Source organism: Streptomyces sp. NPDC048424, from assembly GCF_040651555.1.
Classification (GTDB): Bacteria; Actinomycetota; Actinomycetes; order Streptomycetales; family Streptomycetaceae; genus Streptomyces.
In genome coordinates this window covers 37,202-53,946 of record NZ_JBEZKE010000030.1, presented here as the reverse complement: position 1 = coordinate 53,946, position 16,745 = coordinate 37,202, and the positions used below count along the sequence as shown (strand labels likewise).

At 73.5% G+C, this 16,745-nt stretch carries 18 protein-coding genes; 14 read left to right on the top strand and 4 right to left on the bottom strand.

The genetic code is table 11. The features are described from left to right. The first annotated feature begins 41 nt into the window (after positions 1-41). Genes AB0D29_RS31080 through AB0D29_RS31070 form a run of 3 tightly spaced genes read left to right on the top strand, consistent with a single transcriptional unit; the run spans position 42 to position 1,761 of the window. Positions 42-545 (top strand): LPXTG cell wall anchor domain-containing protein, encoded by a 504-nt coding sequence (locus tag AB0D29_RS31080; protein WP_362858802.1) that lies wholly within the window; start codon positions 42-44, stop codon positions 543-545. Positions 546-553: 8 nt separating this feature from the next. Continuing rightward, positions 554-1,228: a SigE family RNA polymerase sigma factor gene (locus tag AB0D29_RS31075; protein ID WP_362858801.1), complete on the top strand. Its 675-nt coding sequence runs from the start codon at positions 554-556 to the stop codon at positions 1,226-1,228. Next, positions 1,225-1,761: a hypothetical protein gene (locus tag AB0D29_RS31070; protein ID WP_362858799.1), complete on the top strand. Its 537-nt coding sequence runs from the start codon at positions 1,225-1,227 to the stop codon at positions 1,759-1,761. The genes AB0D29_RS31075 and AB0D29_RS31070 overlap by 4 nt, the downstream gene beginning before the upstream one ends. Positions 1,762-1,771: 10 nt before the next feature. Here the strand turns inward: AB0D29_RS31070 and AB0D29_RS31065 are convergent, their stop codons facing one another. Then, positions 1,772-2,224 (bottom strand): MarR family transcriptional regulator, encoded by a 453-nt coding sequence (locus AB0D29_RS31065; protein ID WP_351300388.1) that lies wholly within the window; start codon positions 2,222-2,224, stop codon positions 1,772-1,774. 191 nt (positions 2,225-2,415) lie between these two features. Here AB0D29_RS31065 and AB0D29_RS31060 point away from each other — a divergent pair, with 191 nt between their 5' ends. The 3 genes from AB0D29_RS31060 (at position 2,416) to AB0D29_RS31050 (ending at position 5,858) form a co-directional block, all read left to right on the top strand. Then, positions 2,416-3,654, top strand: coding sequence for an MFS transporter (locus AB0D29_RS31060; RefSeq protein WP_362858798.1), 1,239 nt, complete (start codon positions 2,416-2,418; stop codon positions 3,652-3,654). Between the two features lie 46 nt (positions 3,655-3,700). Then, positions 3,701-4,129, top strand: coding sequence for a heme-binding protein (locus AB0D29_RS31055; RefSeq protein WP_362804942.1), 429 nt, complete (start codon positions 3,701-3,703; stop codon positions 4,127-4,129). A gap of 106 nt (positions 4,130-4,235) precedes the next feature. After that, a complete protein-coding gene (locus tag AB0D29_RS31050; RefSeq protein WP_362858840.1) occupies positions 4,236-5,858 on the top strand; it encodes a glycoside hydrolase family 20 protein in 1,623 nt (540 codons plus the stop codon). Positions 5,859-6,023: 165 nt separating this feature from the next. On the opposite strand, the gene AB0D29_RS31045 is transcribed toward AB0D29_RS31050, so the two are convergent. Then, the gene (locus tag AB0D29_RS31045) at positions 6,024-6,845 is read right to left on the bottom strand and encodes an endonuclease (RefSeq protein WP_362858797.1); all 822 of its coding nucleotides are present in this window, start codon (positions 6,843-6,845) and stop codon (positions 6,024-6,026) included. A gap of 218 nt (positions 6,846-7,063) precedes the next feature. Between AB0D29_RS31045 and AB0D29_RS31040 the strand changes: the two genes are divergently transcribed. Next, on the top strand, positions 7,064-7,630 hold the full coding sequence (locus AB0D29_RS31040) for a DJ-1/PfpI family protein (RefSeq protein ID WP_362858796.1): 567 nt from the start codon (positions 7,064-7,066) through the stop codon (positions 7,628-7,630). Between the two features lie 51 nt (positions 7,631-7,681). On the opposite strand, the gene AB0D29_RS31035 is transcribed toward AB0D29_RS31040, so the two are convergent. After that, positions 7,682-8,497 carry a glutamate ABC transporter substrate-binding protein gene (locus AB0D29_RS31035; protein ID WP_362858795.1) on the bottom strand — a complete coding sequence of 272 codons (816 nt, stop codon included), beginning with the start codon at positions 8,495-8,497 and terminating at the stop codon, positions 7,682-7,684. 463 nt (positions 8,498-8,960) lie between these two features. Between AB0D29_RS31035 and AB0D29_RS31030 the strand changes: the two genes are divergently transcribed. Next, a complete protein-coding gene (locus AB0D29_RS31030) occupies positions 8,961-9,509 on the top strand; it encodes a TerD family protein (protein WP_362858793.1) in 549 nt (182 codons plus the stop codon). Positions 9,510-9,666: 157 nt separating this feature from the next. On the opposite strand, the gene AB0D29_RS31025 is transcribed toward AB0D29_RS31030, so the two are convergent. Further along, positions 9,667-10,299: a TetR/AcrR family transcriptional regulator gene (locus tag AB0D29_RS31025; RefSeq protein WP_362858791.1), complete on the bottom strand. Its 633-nt coding sequence runs from the start codon at positions 10,297-10,299 to the stop codon at positions 9,667-9,669. A 152-nt stretch (positions 10,300-10,451) separates the two neighbouring features. On the opposite strand from AB0D29_RS31025, the gene AB0D29_RS31020 reads away from it, so the two are divergent. The 6 genes from AB0D29_RS31020 to AB0D29_RS30995 all read left to right on the top strand — a co-directional run bounded on the left by AB0D29_RS31020 (position 10,452) and on the right by AB0D29_RS30995 (position 16,742). After that, positions 10,452-11,366 (top strand): phosphatase PAP2 family protein, encoded by a 915-nt coding sequence (locus AB0D29_RS31020; RefSeq protein ID WP_362858789.1) that lies wholly within the window; start codon positions 10,452-10,454, stop codon positions 11,364-11,366. Beyond that, complete coding sequence (locus AB0D29_RS31015) at positions 11,363-12,265, top strand: DMT family transporter (RefSeq protein ID WP_362858788.1); 903 nt, start codon at positions 11,363-11,365, stop codon at positions 12,263-12,265. Before AB0D29_RS31020 ends, AB0D29_RS31015 begins: the two co-directional genes overlap by 4 nt. 89 nt (positions 12,266-12,354) lie before the next feature. After that, positions 12,355-12,621 (top strand): GlsB/YeaQ/YmgE family stress response membrane protein, encoded by a 267-nt coding sequence (locus AB0D29_RS31010; protein ID WP_030390536.1) that lies wholly within the window; start codon positions 12,355-12,357, stop codon positions 12,619-12,621. Positions 12,622-12,773: 152 nt separating this feature from the next. Then, positions 12,774-13,253 (top strand): ribonuclease E activity regulator RraA, encoded by a 480-nt coding sequence (gene rraA / locus AB0D29_RS31005; RefSeq protein WP_362858787.1) that lies wholly within the window; start codon positions 12,774-12,776, stop codon positions 13,251-13,253. A 180-nt stretch (positions 13,254-13,433) separates the two neighbouring features. Beyond that, entirely contained in the window at positions 13,434-14,981 is a 1,548-nt protein-coding gene (locus AB0D29_RS31000) for a peptide-N4-asparagine amidase (RefSeq protein ID WP_362858839.1), read from the top strand. A 27-nt stretch (positions 14,982-15,008) separates the two neighbouring features. Beyond that, positions 15,009-16,742 (top strand): serine/threonine-protein kinase, encoded by a 1,734-nt coding sequence (locus AB0D29_RS30995; RefSeq protein WP_362858786.1) that lies wholly within the window; start codon positions 15,009-15,011, stop codon positions 16,740-16,742. Positions 16,743-16,745: the final 3 nt, after the last annotated feature.

Below are 16,745 nucleotides of genomic sequence, written 5' to 3'. Positions count from 1 at the left end.
GGCGCAGTTCCGTGCCCTCGACCCGACCGTGGAGAACCACCTTGAAGAACCTGAAGCGTGTCCAGCGCGTCCCCCTGGCCTTCCGCCGGGCGGCCGTCACCGCTGCCGCGGCCGCAGTGGCCGTCTCCCTCGCCGGTCCGGCCTCCGCCGCGAGCGGCAGCTCGCCCGCGCCGGCTCCGTCGGTCAGCGTTCCGGCCAGTGCCTCGCCCAGCGCGGGCGGAGCCAAGCCGTCCGCCTCGGTCAGCACCCCGCCGAGCGCGGGTTCGGGCGCGAAGAGCGCGGCCCCCAGCGCCGCGCCCAGCGCGGCCCCCAGCGCGGCCCCCAGCGCCGCGCCCAGCGCCGCCCCCAGCGTCTCCGCGTCGACCCCGGGGACGGCCGGTCCCAAGCCCAGCGCCTCCCCGTCCGAGCCGGGCCCCGCCGCCGAGGGCGCCGAGCTCGCGCATACTGGCTCCTCCGCGACCACCACGGCCCTGGGGGCGGGGGCCGCCGGCCTGGTCCTCGCCGGCGCGGCAGCCCTGTACGCCGTGCGGCGCCGCGCGAACTGAGGAATTCCGTGCTCCACCTCGCACCACCCGTCGGCCCCCTCACGCCCGGCTTCGGCCGGGCGTGGCGGGGCCTGTGGTCGTTGCTGCGCGGCGAGCGTTCCGCCCCGCCGGCCACCCCGCGCCCGTACGGATCCCCGTACGGGCCCTCGTACGGCTCCGCGCACGCGTACGGGCGCGCGGGAGACGGCGAGCCGCAGCCGCCCACCGTCACGGAGCTCTACCACGCGCACCGGCTGCGGATGGTCCGGCTGGCGGTGCTGCTCGTCGACGACCTGGCCACGGCCGAGGACGTGGTCCAGGACGCCTTCACGGCCCTGTACCGGCGTCACGGGGAGCAGATAGCCGAGGTCGACAACGCCCTCGGCTACCTGCGCACCGCGGTCGTCAACACCTCGCGCTCCGTCCTGCGCCGCCGGCGCACCGTACGGGCCTGGACACCGCCACCGCCCGCCGACGTACCGTCCGCCGAGGACCACGTGGTCCTGGACGAGGCGCACCGCGAGGTGCTCGCCGCGCTCGGCCGGCTGACACCGCGCCGCCGGCAGGTCCTGGTGCTGCGGTACTGGGCCGACCTCAGCGAGGCGGAGATCGCGGCCACCCTCGGGATCAGCCGGGGAGCGGTCAAGTCCAACGCGAGCCGCGGCCTGGACGCGCTGGAACGGATTCTGGAGGGACGGATATGACGCGTGACGGCGAACGCCTCGCCGAACGCCCGGTCGAGCGGCGGCTGCGGCAGGCCCTCGACGCGCGCGCGGACAGCATCGACGTCCGCCGGCTGCGCCCCGCGGATCCGCCGGGACCGCAGGTGAGGCGGCTGCCCGTGGAAAGGCTGCGCCGGTTCGCGCTGCCCCTGGCGGGCCTGGCCGCGGCCGCTGCCGCCGGGATCGGTTACCTGCTGCTCGCTCCGGATCCGGCGCCGGGCCCGACGCCGCCGGCCACTCCGCCGAAGGTCACGGGCCCCGGCCCGTTCCGCCCGACACCGGAGTCCTCGCCGTCGCCCTCCCAGCGGTCCGCCGGGACGACGACGCCGACCCCGGGCGTGGACGCGTCGGGGAGCCCGGGGGCGTCCTCGCCCCCGGCCGTGTCGGGGAGCCCGAGCCCTTCCTCGCCCGCCGCGCCGAAGGGCTCGGGGTCGGTGTCGCCGTCGGCGGTCCCCTCCACCCCACCGGGCCGGGCGGTGACCTCCTCACCGCCGGCCACCGGCGGTCCGAGCTAGGCCGTCCGGCTCAGCGGCGGAGGTTCTCCACGGCCGACACCAGCGGGGCGAGCTCCGGGTTGCGCGCGGCCTCGTCCAGGGCCTCGCGCAGCGCGGTGTCGTTCGTGGGCCGGGCCGCGGCCAGCAGGGCCAGGCCCGCCTCGCTCACGTCGGTGTAGATGCCCCGGCGGTCGGTGTCGCAGAGGTAGCGGTTCAGCAGGCCGCGGTCCTCCAGCCTGCTGACCAGGCGGGTCGTCGCGCTCTGGCTGAGCACCACCGAGTCGGCGACCTGGTGCATCCGCAGGTGCCCGCCCGGCCCGTTGTGCTGGCGGCTGAGGACGTCGAGGAGCGAGTACTCGCGCACGCTCAGGCCGTGCCCGGCCTGCAGGGCCCGTTCGATGTGCGACTCGATCCGCCCGTGCAGGAGGGAGAGGGCGCACCAGCCCTGGGAGAGGGCGGTGAGCGCGCTGTCCGTGGCCGTCATGGGCTTCCTCCGTCGAAGCGTGCCGTGCGAGCGGTGTGATCCCCAGGATAGGCCACGCCTGCAATAGCCCGCGCTTGCAAATATCCCGCGTCTGCAATTAATGTGGACGCACGTAAGCGGCGACCGCAACCGTACTCGGCGGACGGACCGCACCCGCACCACCACCTCCCCTCTGAAGGGCACCTCCCCCCATGCCTCTCGCACTCCTCGCCCTCGCCGTCGGGGCCTTCGGGATCGGCACCACCGAATTCGTCATCATGGGCCTGCTCCCCGAAGTCGCCGGCACCTACGGTGTCTCGATCCCCACGGCGGGCTTCCTGGTCACCGGCTACGCCCTCGGCGTCGTCCTCGGCGCCCCGCTCATGACCGTGCTCGGCACCCGCATCCCCCGCAAGCGCATGCTGATGCTGCTCATGGGCCTCTTCATCGCCGGCAACGTGCTCTCCGCACTCGCCCCCTCCTTCGGCGTCATGCTCACCGGCCGCGTCGTCGCCTCCCTCGCCCACGGCGCCTTCTTCGGCATCGGCGCGGTCGTCGCCGCCGAGCTCGTCGCCCCCGAGAAGAAGGCCGGCGCCATCGCCATGATGTTCACCGGCCTGACCGTGGCCAACGTGGTCGGCGTCCCGCTCGGCACCCTCGTCGGGCAGACCCTCGGCTGGCGCGTCACCTTCCTCATCGTCGCCGCGCTCGGCATCGCCGGTCTGCTCGGCATCGCCAAGCTGGTCCCCGAACTGCCCCGGCCCGAGGGCGGCGTACGGATCCGCCGCGAGCTCGCCGCCTTCCGCAACGTCCAGGTGCTGCTCGCGATGGCGATGACCGTCCTCGGCTTCGGCGGAGTCTTCGCCGCGATCACCTACATCACCCCGATGATGACCAACGTCGCCGGCTTCGCCGACTCCTCCGTCACCTGGCTCCTCGTCCTCTTCGGCCTGGGCATGGTCGCCGGCAACCTCATCGGCGGCCGGTACGCCGACCGCGCGCTCATGCCGATGCTGTACGTGTCCCTCGGCGCGCTCGCCGTCACCCTGGCCGTGTTCACGCTCACCGCCCACACCAAGGCCGGCGCAGCCGTCACCGTGGTGCTGATCGGCGCCCTCGGCTTCGCGACCGTGCCGCCGCTCCAGAAGCGGGTCCTGGACCAGGCGGCCGGGGCGCCCACCCTGGCCTCCGCCGTCAACATCGGCGCCTTCAACCTCGGCAACGCGCTCGCCGCCTGGCTCGGCGGGCTCGTGATCGCCGCCGGCCTCGGCTGGACCGCCCCGAACTGGGTCGGCGCGGCACTGGCCGCCTCCGCCCTGGTGCTCGCCCTCGCCTCGGGCGCACTGGAACGCCGTACGGCCGGGCGCGCCGCCGCCGGCGCCGGCGCCGGCCGGGTGGTCGCGTCGTCCGCGGCCCGCGAGGCGACCGCCGCCGCACCCGCCCGCCACTGATCCACCCCCTGTTCCCCGTACACAACCCCCGCAAGGAGAAACCGCCATGTCCACCCCCACCCGCACCGCCGTCGCCGCCCTGACCACCGAGGACGCCGAGCTGCTCGTCGGCGTCGCCAAGACCGCCGCGGAAGCGGCCGGGGTCACGGTCAGCGTCACCGTCCTCGACGCCGGCGGCCACCTGCTCGCCTTCCGCCGCGACGACCGGGCCGTACTGATCTCCGGCGAGACCAGCACCCGCAAGGCCTACACGGCCCTCCAGCTGAACGCGCCCACCGCCGACCTCGTCGAGGCGGTCCGCCCCGGAGGTCCCCTCCACACGCTGCCCACGGCCCTGGACCGCCCCCTGCTGTTCATCGCGGGAGGACTGCCCGTCCACCGCGACGGCCGGCTCGTGGGCGCCATCGGCGTCGGCGGCGCAGCCCCCGAGCAGGACCACGCCTTCGCCGCCGCGGCGCTCGACGCCCTCGTCTGAGACGCCCCGGTCCGAGAGCCCGGGTCCGAGAGTCCGGGTCTGAGACTCCCGGGTCGCGCGCCCGTGTCCCCCGTGCCAGGTTGGGTACGGGGGACACAGGTGCATGATGCGGAAACCGAGGCGTCACAGGAGGGTCCGGACCATCGCGACGGCAACGGCCGCCGCGCTGGTGACCCTCGCCGTCCCCGGCTGCACGGCCGCCTCGGACGAGGCGCGCACCCCCGCCGCCCCGGGCTCCTCCACGGCGGCGGCCGCCCCGACGGGTGCCGCCCCGGCGCCGCCCACCCCCACCCCGACGCCGTCCTACCCCCTGTCCACGGCCCCGCGCACCATCCCGGCCGTCCGGGAGCACGTGCCCGCCCGCGGCCCCGGCTGGAAGCCCGCCCCCGACGCCCGCGTGGTCGTCGCGCAGGGCGACGCCGCCGCCCTGTCCGACGAGGCCAAGCTGCTCGCCGGGGAACTGGGCCTGGGGTACGCCGACTCGACGGCGCCGCGCGCGGGCGATGTGGAGCTCTCCCTGGAGGGGGCGGGCAAGCCCGAGTCGTACACCCTCACCGTCAAGGACGGCACGGTCCGGATCAAGGGCCCCGACGAGGCCGGGGTCTTCTACGGGACCCGCACCCTCAAACAGGCGGTGAAGAGCGCCGGTTCGGCCCCCGAGGGAACCGTGAACGACGCCCCGGCCAAGCCCCAGCGCGGCCTCAACCTCGACATAGCGCGCAAGCACTTCACGCCCGACTGGATAGAGGACCGGCTGCGCGAGATGGCCGACCTCAAGCTGAACCAGCTCGGCCTGCACTTCTCCGACGACCAGGCCTTCCGCATCCAGTCCGACACCCACCCCGAGATCGTCTCGAATCCGCACCTCACCAAGGCGCAGGTCCGCGAGATCACGGCGCTCGCCGCCCGGCTGCACATCACGGTGGTCCCGGAGATCGACTCTCCCGGACACCTGGGCGCCGTCCTGCGCGCCCACCCCGACCTGCAACTGCGCGACGTACAGGGCAAGGCGGTCAAGGGAGCGGTGGACATATCCAACCCGGCGGCCGCGAAGCTCGTCGACGACCTGTTGCGCGAGTACCAGCCGCTGTTCCCCGGAGGAGCCTGGCACCTGGGCGCCGACGAGTACCAGGCGCTGGTCTACCGGGACCCGCAGGCCTCCTTCCCGCAGCTCGCCCGGGCGGCCCAGCAGCGGTACGGTCCCTCGGCGCGGGTGCAGGACCTGGCCACGGGCTGGCTCAACGACCGCGCCGACGTGGTCCGCCCGTCCGGCAAGGCGCTCAAGGCGTGGAACGACGGGTTCTTCGCGGGCGGGGTGACGAGCGCGGCCAAGGACATCCAGGTCGAGTACTGGACCGGCAAGGAGATCGGCGCCCGGCCGCCGCTGGAGTACCTGCGCGAGGGCCGCAAGCTGGTGAACCTCAACGACGAGTACCTGTACTACGTGCTCGGTGAGCCGAACGAGTTCACCTACCCCACCGGCCGGCGGATCTACGAGGAGTGGACCCCGCTGGTCCTGCGCGGCACCACTGCCGTCCCGGCCTCGTACGCGAACCAGATCCTGGGCGGGCGCCTCGCCGTCTGGGCCGACCTGTCCGGCGCCCAGACCCAGGCCCAGGTGGCGGACGGCATCCGGCTGCCGCTGGCCGCGCTCTCCCAGAAGGTCTGGGACTCCCGCGCACCCCAGCTGCCCTGGTCCGGCTTCCAGGCCCTCGCCGACCGGCTCTGAGCGGGGAGAGGGCTCCGCGATCCGCGACGGCCCGACACCGGGCCGACAATGCACGACTTTCGGCCATCGTTGCGGGCCGATCCCGGCGCGGGCGGCCCGGACCCGCGGCTGCCTCCCGTGGTCGCCACCGGACGGGGCGGCCGCCGTGACGGCGGCCGCGCCGGGTCACCAGATGGAGTTGACCCACTCCGGGTGGTCGATGAACGGGTTGCGGTTGTGCTGGTAGGTGTCGAATATGACCTGGTTGCGGCGCTGCTCGAAGGCGTCCGGCGGGTCCATCTGGTTCCACTGCTTCAGCAGGCTGAGCCGGCCGAAGAGCGGCGCGGAGCCGTTGTTGACCTTGTCGTTGAGCTCCAGGTCCGCGAAGCCGTCACCGCCGTCGTAGCGCACGGCCATGTAGAGCAGCATCCGGGCCACGTCGCCCTTGACCGCGTCGCGCGGCTCGAAGGAGTCGGCGTCGGTCAGGCTGCCGGGGGCCTCGCTGACCGGGCTGCCGCCCTTGTCGAAGTCCTTGTTGCCCCGGGTGCTGTTGACGGTCACGTCCTCCGGGCGCAGGTGGTGCAGGTCGGTGCCCGGGCCGGTGGCGGTGCCGAAGTCGCCGTGGCTCTTGGCCCAGACGTGCTCGCGGTTCCAGTCGTTGACCCCGCCGCCGTTCGTCGACTTGGACTGGGAGCGGCCCGAGTAGACGAGGATGACGTTGTTGGGGTTCGCCGGGTCCTGGTCGGTGACCTTCAGGGCGTTCCACACCCCGTCGTAGCTCACCTTGGACTGGTTCTTGATGATGCCGTGCAGGGCGGTCTTCAGCGCGGCCCCGGTCTTGCCCTGGGCGCTCGCGTAGTAGTCCGCGTACGGGTCCGCCGCGGCGGCGGCCGTCGGGGTGCCGGCAGTGGCCGTGCGCTGCTGGCCGGCGGACGCGGCCGCCGGTACGGCGAACAGGGCGGCGGCGGCGAGGGCGGCCGCCCAGGGGGTCAGGCGCGAGATTCTCATCGGGTGGGGGGTACCTCTCCATACGCACCGTCCCCGCCCGGGGAATTGGCGGAGTGTCAGTGGCACAGCGAGGGTCACATTGTCATGTGCCGAACAGGTGAAAACCATGTGTCGACAGTGGGGGATCTTCGTGTGTGCCGGCTGTCTGCCGCGGGCAGGGTAGCGGTGGCCCCGGGCGGGGCCGGACCGACCACGACCAGCCCCATCTGGAGCAGCTCATGGCAGTGAAGATCCTCATCGTGACCGGCGACGCGGCCGAATCGCTGGAGGTCCTGTATCCATATCAGCGCCTGCGCGAGGAGGGCTACGAGGTGCACATCGCGGCGCCGCAGGTGAAGAAACTGCGGTTCGTGGTCCACGACTTCGAGGAGGGCTTCGACACCTACACCGAGAAGCCCGGCTACACCTGGCCGGCCGACCTGGCCTTCACGGAGGTGGTCACGGAGGACTACGCGGCCCTCGTGGTCCCGGGCGGCCGGGCGCCGGAGTACCTGCGCAACGATCCCGAGGTGCGGCGGATCCTGGCGGCCTTCGCCGAGTCCGACAAGCCGATCGCGCAGATCTGCCACGGGCCGCTCATCACCGCCGCGGCCGGGGGCCTGGCCGGCCGCCGCGTGACCGCGTATCCGGCGCTGGAGCTGGACATGAAGGCGGCCGGGGCCGAGTTCGAGGACTCCGAGACCGTGGTCGACGGCACCCTGGTCTCGGCCCGGGCCTGGCCGGACCACTCGCGCTGGATGAGGGAGTTCCTGACCGTACTGCGCAGCAAGGCCCCGGTGGTCTGACCACCGGGGCCGGAACCGGGGCGGGGGAGCGGCCCCCTGCCCCGGCGGGCGTCAGTTGACCGCGGTGATCGCCGGCGCCGGCTCGTACTTGTAGTTCGGGCCGAAGTTCTTCTTCACGGCCGTTTCCCAGGAGCCGTCCTGGACCATCTTCTTCAGCGCGTCGTTGATCTTGCGCTGGAGCTCCTTGTTGCCCTTCTTGACACCGATGCCGTAGTTCTCGGTGCTGAGGCTCTGGCCCGTCAGCTTGAACTTGCCCTGGTTCTCCTTGCGGGCGGCGTACCCGGCCAGGATGGCGTTGTCCGTGGTCATGGCGTCGACCCGGCTCTCCTGGAGGGCGACGACGCAGTCCGAGTAGGCGCCGAGCTCCAGCAGGGCCGCCTTGGGGGCGAGGTTCTTCTTGAGGTTCTCGGCCGAGGTGGAGCCGGTCACCGAGCACATCGTCTTGGAGTTGAGGTCCTCGGCCTTGTTGATGGACGTGTCGTCGGCACGGGTCATCAGGTCCTGGTGCGCGACGAAGTACGGGCCGGCGAAGTCGACCTTCTCCTTGCGCTTCTCGTTGATCGAGTAGCTCGCGACGACGAACTTCACCTCGTTGTACTGGAGGAGCAGCTCGCGGTCGTTGCTGAGGACCTGCTTGAACTCGATCCGGTCCGCCTTGTAGCCGAGCTCCTTGGCCACGTAGGTCGCGACGTCCACGTCGAAGCCGGAGTAGACGCCGCCGGTCTCCCGCATGCCGATGCCCGGCTGATCGAACTTGATGCCGATGGAGAGGGTCCCCTGGTCCTCGTCGTCACCGAAGACGCACCCGGAGGCGGTCAGGGCGATGGCGATCACTGCGGCGACCGCACCGGCCTGGGGAACCTTCATGCTGCACTCTTTCCTGGGGTAACGCGGAATGCGCCACCGGGATCGCCGGGGCATGTGGAACCGCGGAGACGTCGGTGACGTCGAGACGTGTGTACGAGGAAGCTAGGAAGCCCGTGGGCACAGCGTCACTAGATTTGAGCGAAACTTGAGGATAACGATCCGGTTCAGCCGTGGATCCTGCGGTTGAACCGGGCCGGCGCGGGAGAAAGGGGCGGGCGTGAGAACCGGGTCCGTGTGCGTGGACGCGGGAACGCGCCGCTCCTGGACGAAGGGGTGCAGATCGGGTTCATCCGGACCCTGTGGCTCCCGGCGCTCCCTGTCCTGTGGGCGGGACGGGCCCGCCCGGGCAAACCCGTACAGGACGGCGACCGGTGACCGGCCGGGAACGTACGGTGCTTCGGGCCGCGGCGGGGGCCCGTGGGATCATGCGGGGGCAAGTCCTGGTGAACGAAGGGGGAGTTCGGTGACTGGTGTACGCAAGGGCCTGGGCAAGGTGGAGTTCGCGCTGCGGTGGGACCCCAGCCCCGCGGGCACGCCCGCGAGCGACCTCGACATCGTCGCCGCGGTCTACGGAGCAGCGGACCTCCACGGCACGCCGGTCCAGCTGGTCCACTTCGGCAGCCGCTCGCCCGACGGGACCATCAGCCTGAACCGGGACAGCCACACCGGCCAGGGCTTCGGCTTCGACGAGGTGATGACCTTCGAGCTGGACCGGATGGGGCCCGGGCTGCGCCGGGTGGTGGTCGGCGTGGTCATCCAGAGCGTGGGCGCGGACACGGGCGCCGGGGGCCGCGCGAAGACCTTCGCCGACATCGCCGGCACGGGGTTCCGCGTCCGCGAGGGGCACACCGACCTCGCCGAGGGCGACTTCGCGTCCGTGGCCTCCGCCACGGCGGCCACCGTCGCCGAGTTCACCCGCGAGGACTCGGGCGCCTGGTCGTTCGAGGTGCGACTGCGCGGTTTCGACGCCGACCCGGAGGAGTTCGCCCGGGTCATGGGCGGTGTCCGCTGAACACGGCCGCCGGGGCGCTCGCGGTGCCGCACAGACCGGGCGGCGGCCACTCCTCGAGTGAGTGGCCGCCGCCCGGTCCGGGTGGCGCGCTGCCGCCGTCCCCACGAGGCAGCGCGGGCGGGTCGCCGTCAGGTCATCGGGACGGCGGCCCGCCGGTTCAGGGGGTCCGTCCGGCCGGGGGCCGGGCGGGATGGGAGGGTGCGAGGCCCAGGGACGGGAGCATGACCGCGTCGACGAACCGGACCAGGTAGTCGGCGTCCGCGTACCGTCCTTCCAGTAGCGGCCGGATCCGGAGCACGCCCATCAGCTGGGCCGGCAGGAACTCCACGGCCGGGTGGCCGGCGGCGATCTCGCCGCGTGCCACGGCCCGCCGCACCATCACGTCGAACGCGGCGAGTTCGGGCTCGACCAGCGCCTCGCGCAGGGCGGCCTGCAGTTCCTCGTCACTGAGCACGGCGTGCCCGAGGGCCTGCGTCAGCCGGGTGTCCCGCCCGGAGGTGCCGGCCGCGATCCGGGCCGCCTCGCGCAGGTCGCCCGCCAGCGTCCCGGTGTCCACCGCGACGAGGCTGCCGTGACGGCCGGCGCGCAGGGCGGCGGCGACGAGCTGGGGCTTGGTCTTCCACTGGCGGTAGAGCGTGGACTTCCCACAGCTGGCCCGGGCGGCGATGCCCTCCATGGTCAGCGCCTCGTAGCCGTGCTCGCGCAGCTGCTCCAGGACGGCGTCGTAGAACTCCTGCTCCCGCTCCGGGGTGATCTTGGAGCGGCGCGCGGGGGGCGGCTGCGACGTCATGGGGTGCGGCTCTCCTCGGGGCTCCTCGGCGGCGGTTCCACTACGGAAGTGTACGGGAACGCGACCGTATCGGTACACCAGCGTATCGATACGCCAATGTATCGATACACTGGCGTGTCGCAGTGCGCGTAAACAGGAAGAGAGACCGGGGGATGACCTCCCACACCACACCTGCCGGGCCGGAGGCCGGGCCAGCCGGACCGAGAGCCGCGCGCCGTCGCCTCATACGCGAGCTGCTGCTCGTCGCGGGCTTCTTCACCGTCTACAAGGCCGGCCGGCTGCTCTCGACCGACCGCACCGGGGAAGCGTTCCGCAACGCGGAGCGAATATGGGACGCCGAGCGAGCGCTGCGCCTGCCCGGTGAAGGCGCGGTGCAGCGGCTGCTGCTCCACGGGGACGCCCTCGTGCACACCGCGAACACCTACTACGCGGTCGTCCACTTCCCCGCGACCGCGCTCTTCCTGATCTGGCTCTACGTCCGCCGCCCCGCGCACTACCTGTGGACCCGCCGGGTCCTCGCCGTGCTCACCGGAGCCGCCCTCGTCCTGCACCTCGCCTTCCCGCTCGCGCCCCCGCGGATGCTCGAAGCCGCAGGGCTCATCGACACCGGGCAGGTCTACGGGCCCACCGTCTACCGGGCCGCGCCGGACGCCGACACCCTGGCCAACCAGTTCGCCGCGATGCCCTCGCTGCACTTCGGCTGGGCGCTGATGCTCGCGCTCGGCGTGATCGCCGCCACCCGCACCCCGTCCCCGGACGGGAAGGCCCCCTCCCGGTGGCGCCTGCTGTGGCTGCTGCACCCGTTGCTGACCCTGCTGGTGATCGTCGGCACGGCCAACCACTACTGGCTCGACGCGGTCGTGGCCGCCGTCCTGCTCGGGGTGGCCCTCCTGCTGATCCCCCGGCCGCGCGCGAGCGGCCCCGGCGCGGACCCGCGCGCGGACGGGCGTACTGCCTCGGGCACGGATTCGGGCACGGATTCCGACGCGGACGCCGATGCGGACGCCGCCGCGGGAGGGCTGCCGGACCGGCAGAGCGCCGCGGCCCCCGTGGGAGCCGGGCAATGAACGACACCGTCCTCGCCCTCGCGCTCTGCCTCGCCTCGGCCGTGGCCTACGCGGCCGGCGCCGTCGCCCAGGAGCGCCTCGCCCGCGCCGCCGTCGCGCGCAGCGCCAAGGCACTGATGGGCTCCGGCGCCTGGTGGTGGTCGGCCGGGCTGAACGCGGCCGCCGCCCTCCTGCACGCGGCCGCCCTGCGGTACGGCCCCCTCACCCTGGTGCAGCCGCTCGGCGCGCTCACCCTGGTCGCCGCCGTCCCGCTGGGCGCGCGGCGGTCCGGACGCCGGGTGGCGGCCACCGAATGGCGGGGCACCCTGGCCACCGTCGCCGGGCTCGGCCTGCTCCTGCTCCCGGCCTCCGGGCCGGCCCCCGACGACACCCTCACCCTGGCCGAGGCGCTGGCCGTCTCCGGGGCGACGGCCGCCGTGATCCTCGTACTGACCGCGTCCAAGGACCCGCGCTCGGGACTGCGGCACGCGACGGCCTCCGGGCTGGCCTCGGCGGCGGCCTCCGCCCTGACCCAGACCGTGGCCGTGGCGGGCGGCCGCGGCGGGGCCCTGCTCAGCTTCCGGGTCGTCGCGGTGGCCCTGCTCGTGATGTTCTTCGCCGTCGGCGGGATGCTCCTGTCACAACGGGCCTACCGCGGCGGCCTCGGTGCCCCGCTCGCCGTGGTGAACCTGGCCAACCCGCTCGCCGCGGCCGCCATCGGCATGGTCCTGCTCGGCGAACGCCTCCAAGGCGGAGCGCCGGGGATGCTGCTGGCCGCGGCCGGGGCCCTGCTGGCGGCCCGCGGAGTGGTCCTGCTGACCCGGACGCCGTCCGCCGGGGCGGCGCCCCCGCGCGCGGTGCCCACCGCGGCTCCGGCCGCCGCCGAGCCCGCCGTGCCGGCCGGCCGCGTGGCGGTCTGAGTCGGAGAGAACCGTTTCGGCCACGACGGCGTCCTCCCTGGTGAACCGAACGACCGAACCACCGAACCATCGAAGCGGAGTGACTGGGCATGGGGATCGTCAGCTGGATCATCCTGGGACTGCTGGCCGGCGGAATAGCCAAGGTCCTGTTGCCCGGCCGGGACCCCGGCGGTCTGATCGGCACCACCCTCATCGGCGTCGCCGGTGCCTTCATCGGCGGCTGGCTCTCGGCGAAGGTCCTGGACAAGCCGATCCAGACGGAATTCTTCGACCTGGCCACCTGGGGCTCCGCCATCGCGGGCTCGCTGGTCCTGCTCATCGGCTACCGCATCCTGTTCGGCAACTCCCGGGACTGACCCGGCTCCGCGCGCCGCCGCACCCGCACCCGCACCACGACCCGTCAGGTTCCGGCCGATGTCAGGCCCCCAGCCGGGTCGCGGGAAGGCCCCACTACCCTGGCCGGACCACGCGATGTACGAGAACGAGCAGCGAGGAAACCGGTACTGACATGAGCGTCACCCCCGTCCCCACGGCCGACCTGTACGACGAGTACGGCGAGTCCCTCGGCATCTGCACCACCGCGTTCCGCCAGTTCGGCGGCCGCCGCCTGTTCGCCGGTCCCGTACGGACCGTCCGCTGCCACGAGGACAACGCCCTGCTGCGCGCCCTCGTGCACACGCCGGGCGAGGGCGCCGTGCTCGTCGTGGACGGCGCCGGTTCGCCCCGGACCGCCCTGGTCGGCGACCTCCTCGCCGGCGCGGCCGAGAGCAACGGCTGGGCGGGCCTGATCATCAACGGCTCGGTCCGCGACAGCGTCGCCCTCGGCGGCCTCGACCTCGGCATCAAGGCGCTGGGCACGGTCCCGCGCAAGAGCGGCAAGACCGGCGAGGGCGCGGTGGACGAGCCCGTCACCATCGGCGAGATCACCTTCCGCCCCGGGGACACGGTCCACGCGGACGACGACGGCGTGGTCGTCCTGCGCGGCTGACGGCGAGAACAGGCCAGGGTCCGCGCACCGGCCCTGGCACGGCCGGGCCGGCCCGCGTTTCACTGCGGGTCCATGAGACGACACAGGATCACGGGCCTGCTCGGCGCGATCGCGCTGGCCGCCGGCACCCTGGCCGCCGCGGGACCCGCGCACGGCCTCACCCCGACCGCCCCGCCGGCCGTGCACGGCGTGACCCCCGCCGACCCGCCGCCCGCCGAGTTCGGCACGGACTGGCACGACCCCCTCACCCCCGCCCCGCCCGTCACCCGGCCCGCGACCCGGTCCTGCGAGGTGACCCTCGCCGAGGCGCAGTTCCGCGACTTCACCCCGTACCAGGGCAATTACGCGCCGCACGCGGCCTGCGGCACCGGCCCCTGGGCGAAGGTGGTCCTGCGCCTCGACGGCAAGGTCAAGGGCCGCCAGTACGACAGGCTCGGCCACCTCTCCGTCGGCGGCGTCGAGATCCTGCGGACCTCCACCCCCCAGCCCTCGCCCGACGGGATCACCTGGTCCGTGGAGAAGGACGTCACCCGCTACCGCGACACCCTCGCCCGCCCGCAGCCCGTCGAGATGCTCATCGGCAACGTCGTCAACGACACGTACACCGGCGTCATCGACGTCAAGGTGACCCTGACCTTCTACGCCGCCGAGGGCGGCGCCGCGGCCCCCGACACCCCCGACCGCGTCCTGCCCCTCACCTCCCCGTCGGTCACCACCCCGCGCAACACCGAGCGCATCCTCGCCGAGGTGTACGCCACCGGCTCCGGCGGCGGCTGCGAGGAGTACTGGTACATGACCACCCCGGAGGCGGCCCCGTACTCCTGCAAGGCCGCCGACGGCCCCTACCGCGAGGTCGGCGTCTCCGTCGACGGGCAGCTCGCCGGCATCGCCGCGCCCTTCCCCACCGTCTGGACCGGCGGCTGGTCCAACCCCTTCCTCTGGTACGTCACCCCCGGCCCGCGCGCCTTCGACGTCCAGCCGATCCGCTACGACCTCACCCCCTACGCCGCCCTCCTCAACGACGGCCGCCCGCACCGGATCGAGGTGTCCGTCGCCGGGGTGCCGGCCGGTCAGAGCGGCTGGAGCACCCCCACCAACCTGCTGCTGTGGCAGGACGAGGCCCGACGGGTCGTCACCGGCGCCCTGACCCGGCACGAGCAGAGCGATCCGGCGGGCCACTCCCGCTGGACGCCCGCCGCCCCCGGCGGACAACACCGCCTGGACACCGAGGGCGGCCACCGACTGACCGTCACCGGGCACCTGAACACCTCCCACGGCCGGGTGGCCACCACCGTCACCCGCACCGTGCACAACACCTCCGTCCACCGGTGGACGGAGGGCGAGAACTTCGACGCCCTCGACGCCACCTGGACCGACGAGGAGAGCGTGACGCACGGGCCGACCACCACCCGGACCGCCCGCACCTACACGATGAACGGCGAGACCACCCTCGGCGCCGGTGACCGGCTGCGCACCGTCCTCTCGCTCGGCGACCGCGCGGACACCGTCACCCTGCGCGGCGGCCGGCCGGTGGACTCGGCCCGGCTCGACGACCAGTACACGGGCGACGCCACCTACACGGCGAACGTCCCGCGCGACCAGCGGCACGCGGTCGCCACCACCAGCGCCCGCCACCGCCTGTACGGGTCAGGAGCACCCGGCGGTTGTTACGACCGTACGGTGGGCACCGTCCAGGGCACGGTGACGGTGGACCGCCTGCGCTGCTGACACTGCGGGCGCCTACGATGACCGGCCATGGACACGAGTGATGCCGGCAGACAGCTGATCGACGGGCGCTTCGAACTGGTCGCGCCCCTGGGCAGCGGCGGCATGGGTACGGTGTGGCGGGCCCGCGACATCGCCCTGCACCGCGAGGTCGCACTCAAGGAGGTGCGCCCGCCGGACCCGGCGACCGCCGCCGCCCAGCCCGGCCTCACCGACCAGCTGCGCGAACGGGCCGTCCGCGAGGCCCGCGCCCTCGCCCGCCTCGCCCACCCCCACGTGGTGACGATCCACCACATCGTCGAACCGGCGGCCGGCGCGGACGGACACCCGTGGATCGTCATGGAGCTGGTCCAGGGCGGCTCCCTGCACGACCGTCTGGTCTCGGGCCCGATGCCGCCCGCGGACGTGCTCCGGCTCGGCCTCGACGTCCTGTCCGCGCTGCGCGCCGCACACGCCGAGGGGGTCCTCCACCGCGACGTGAAGCCGGCCAACGTGCTGCTGCGCCCGAGCGGGTCGGCGGTGCTCACCGACTTCGGCATCGCGGCGCTGCACGGATCGACCGCGCTCACCTCGACCGGGGTGCTGATCGGCTCGCCCGAGTACATAGCGCCCGAACGCGTCCGCGGGGAGGAGGGGCTGGCCGCCTCCGACCTGTGGTCGCTGGGCATGCTGCTGTACGTGGCTGCGGAAGGGGTCCACCCGCTGCGCCGGGCCACCAGCCTGGCCACCGTCGTCGCCGTGCTCGACGAGCCGATCCCGGCGCCCGTACGCTCCGGCCCGCTGGGGCCCGTACTGGAACGGCTGCTCGTACGGGACCCGGCCGCGCGCCCCGACGGAGCGCAGCTGGAACAACTGCTCCGAGACGCGAGCGCCGCTCTCGGGGCCGGCTCGGGTGCGGGCGGCGCCGCCGCCGTGTCCGTGGCTACCCCTGCCGCCCCTGCTGCCCCGGTCGCCTCGGCCGCATCGGGTCCGTACGGGCAGTACGGTCCGTACGGCGGCCCCTACGGGCCGCCCGCCTCGCCGCCCACGCCGACGCCGTTCGGCAGCCCGGCCGGCTCCCCCTACGCGGGCACCACCGCGACGATCCGGGCGACGCCCGCCCCGAACCGGCGCCCGGTCCTGCTCGCCGTCGCGCTCACGGCGGTACTGGCGGCCGGGGTCTTCGGGATCGTCCAGCTGCTGCCGGACGGCAACTCCGGCGACGACGCGAAAGCCTCGGACACCCGCACCAGCACCGCCGCCGCCCCGTCCGTCCCCACCACTGCCGGCGCCTCGACCCCCGGACCGAAGGCGAGCACGCCCAAGACCGGGACGGCGCCCAAGGGCAGCATGCTCACTCCGGAGAACATCCGGACGGCCCTGGAAGCGCTCAAGCAGCAGACCGGCACCACGACGTTCGTGGACCTGAAGGTCTACGACGGCTACGTCCTCGCCTCCATCCCGACCGCCCCCGGCGCCGAGACCGTCGACGCCTGGCAGTACCGCGACGGCACCGCCAAGCGCACCGGCCCGGACGGCACCGTCGACGAGGGCGAGCCGCTGATCGACATGGCCACGGTCAACTGGGACGCGCTGCCCGCCCTGCTGGAGCAGTCGAAGAAGGACCTGAACGTCCCGAACCCGACCTCCCGCTACGTCATCGTCGAACCCTGGATGATGGACCAGGTCCCCTGCATGCGGCCCTACCTCAGCGACGAGTACGGCCGCGGCGGCTACGTCCTCGCCGGAATCGACGGCAAGGTCAAGAAGGTCGTCGCCTCCTGAGAT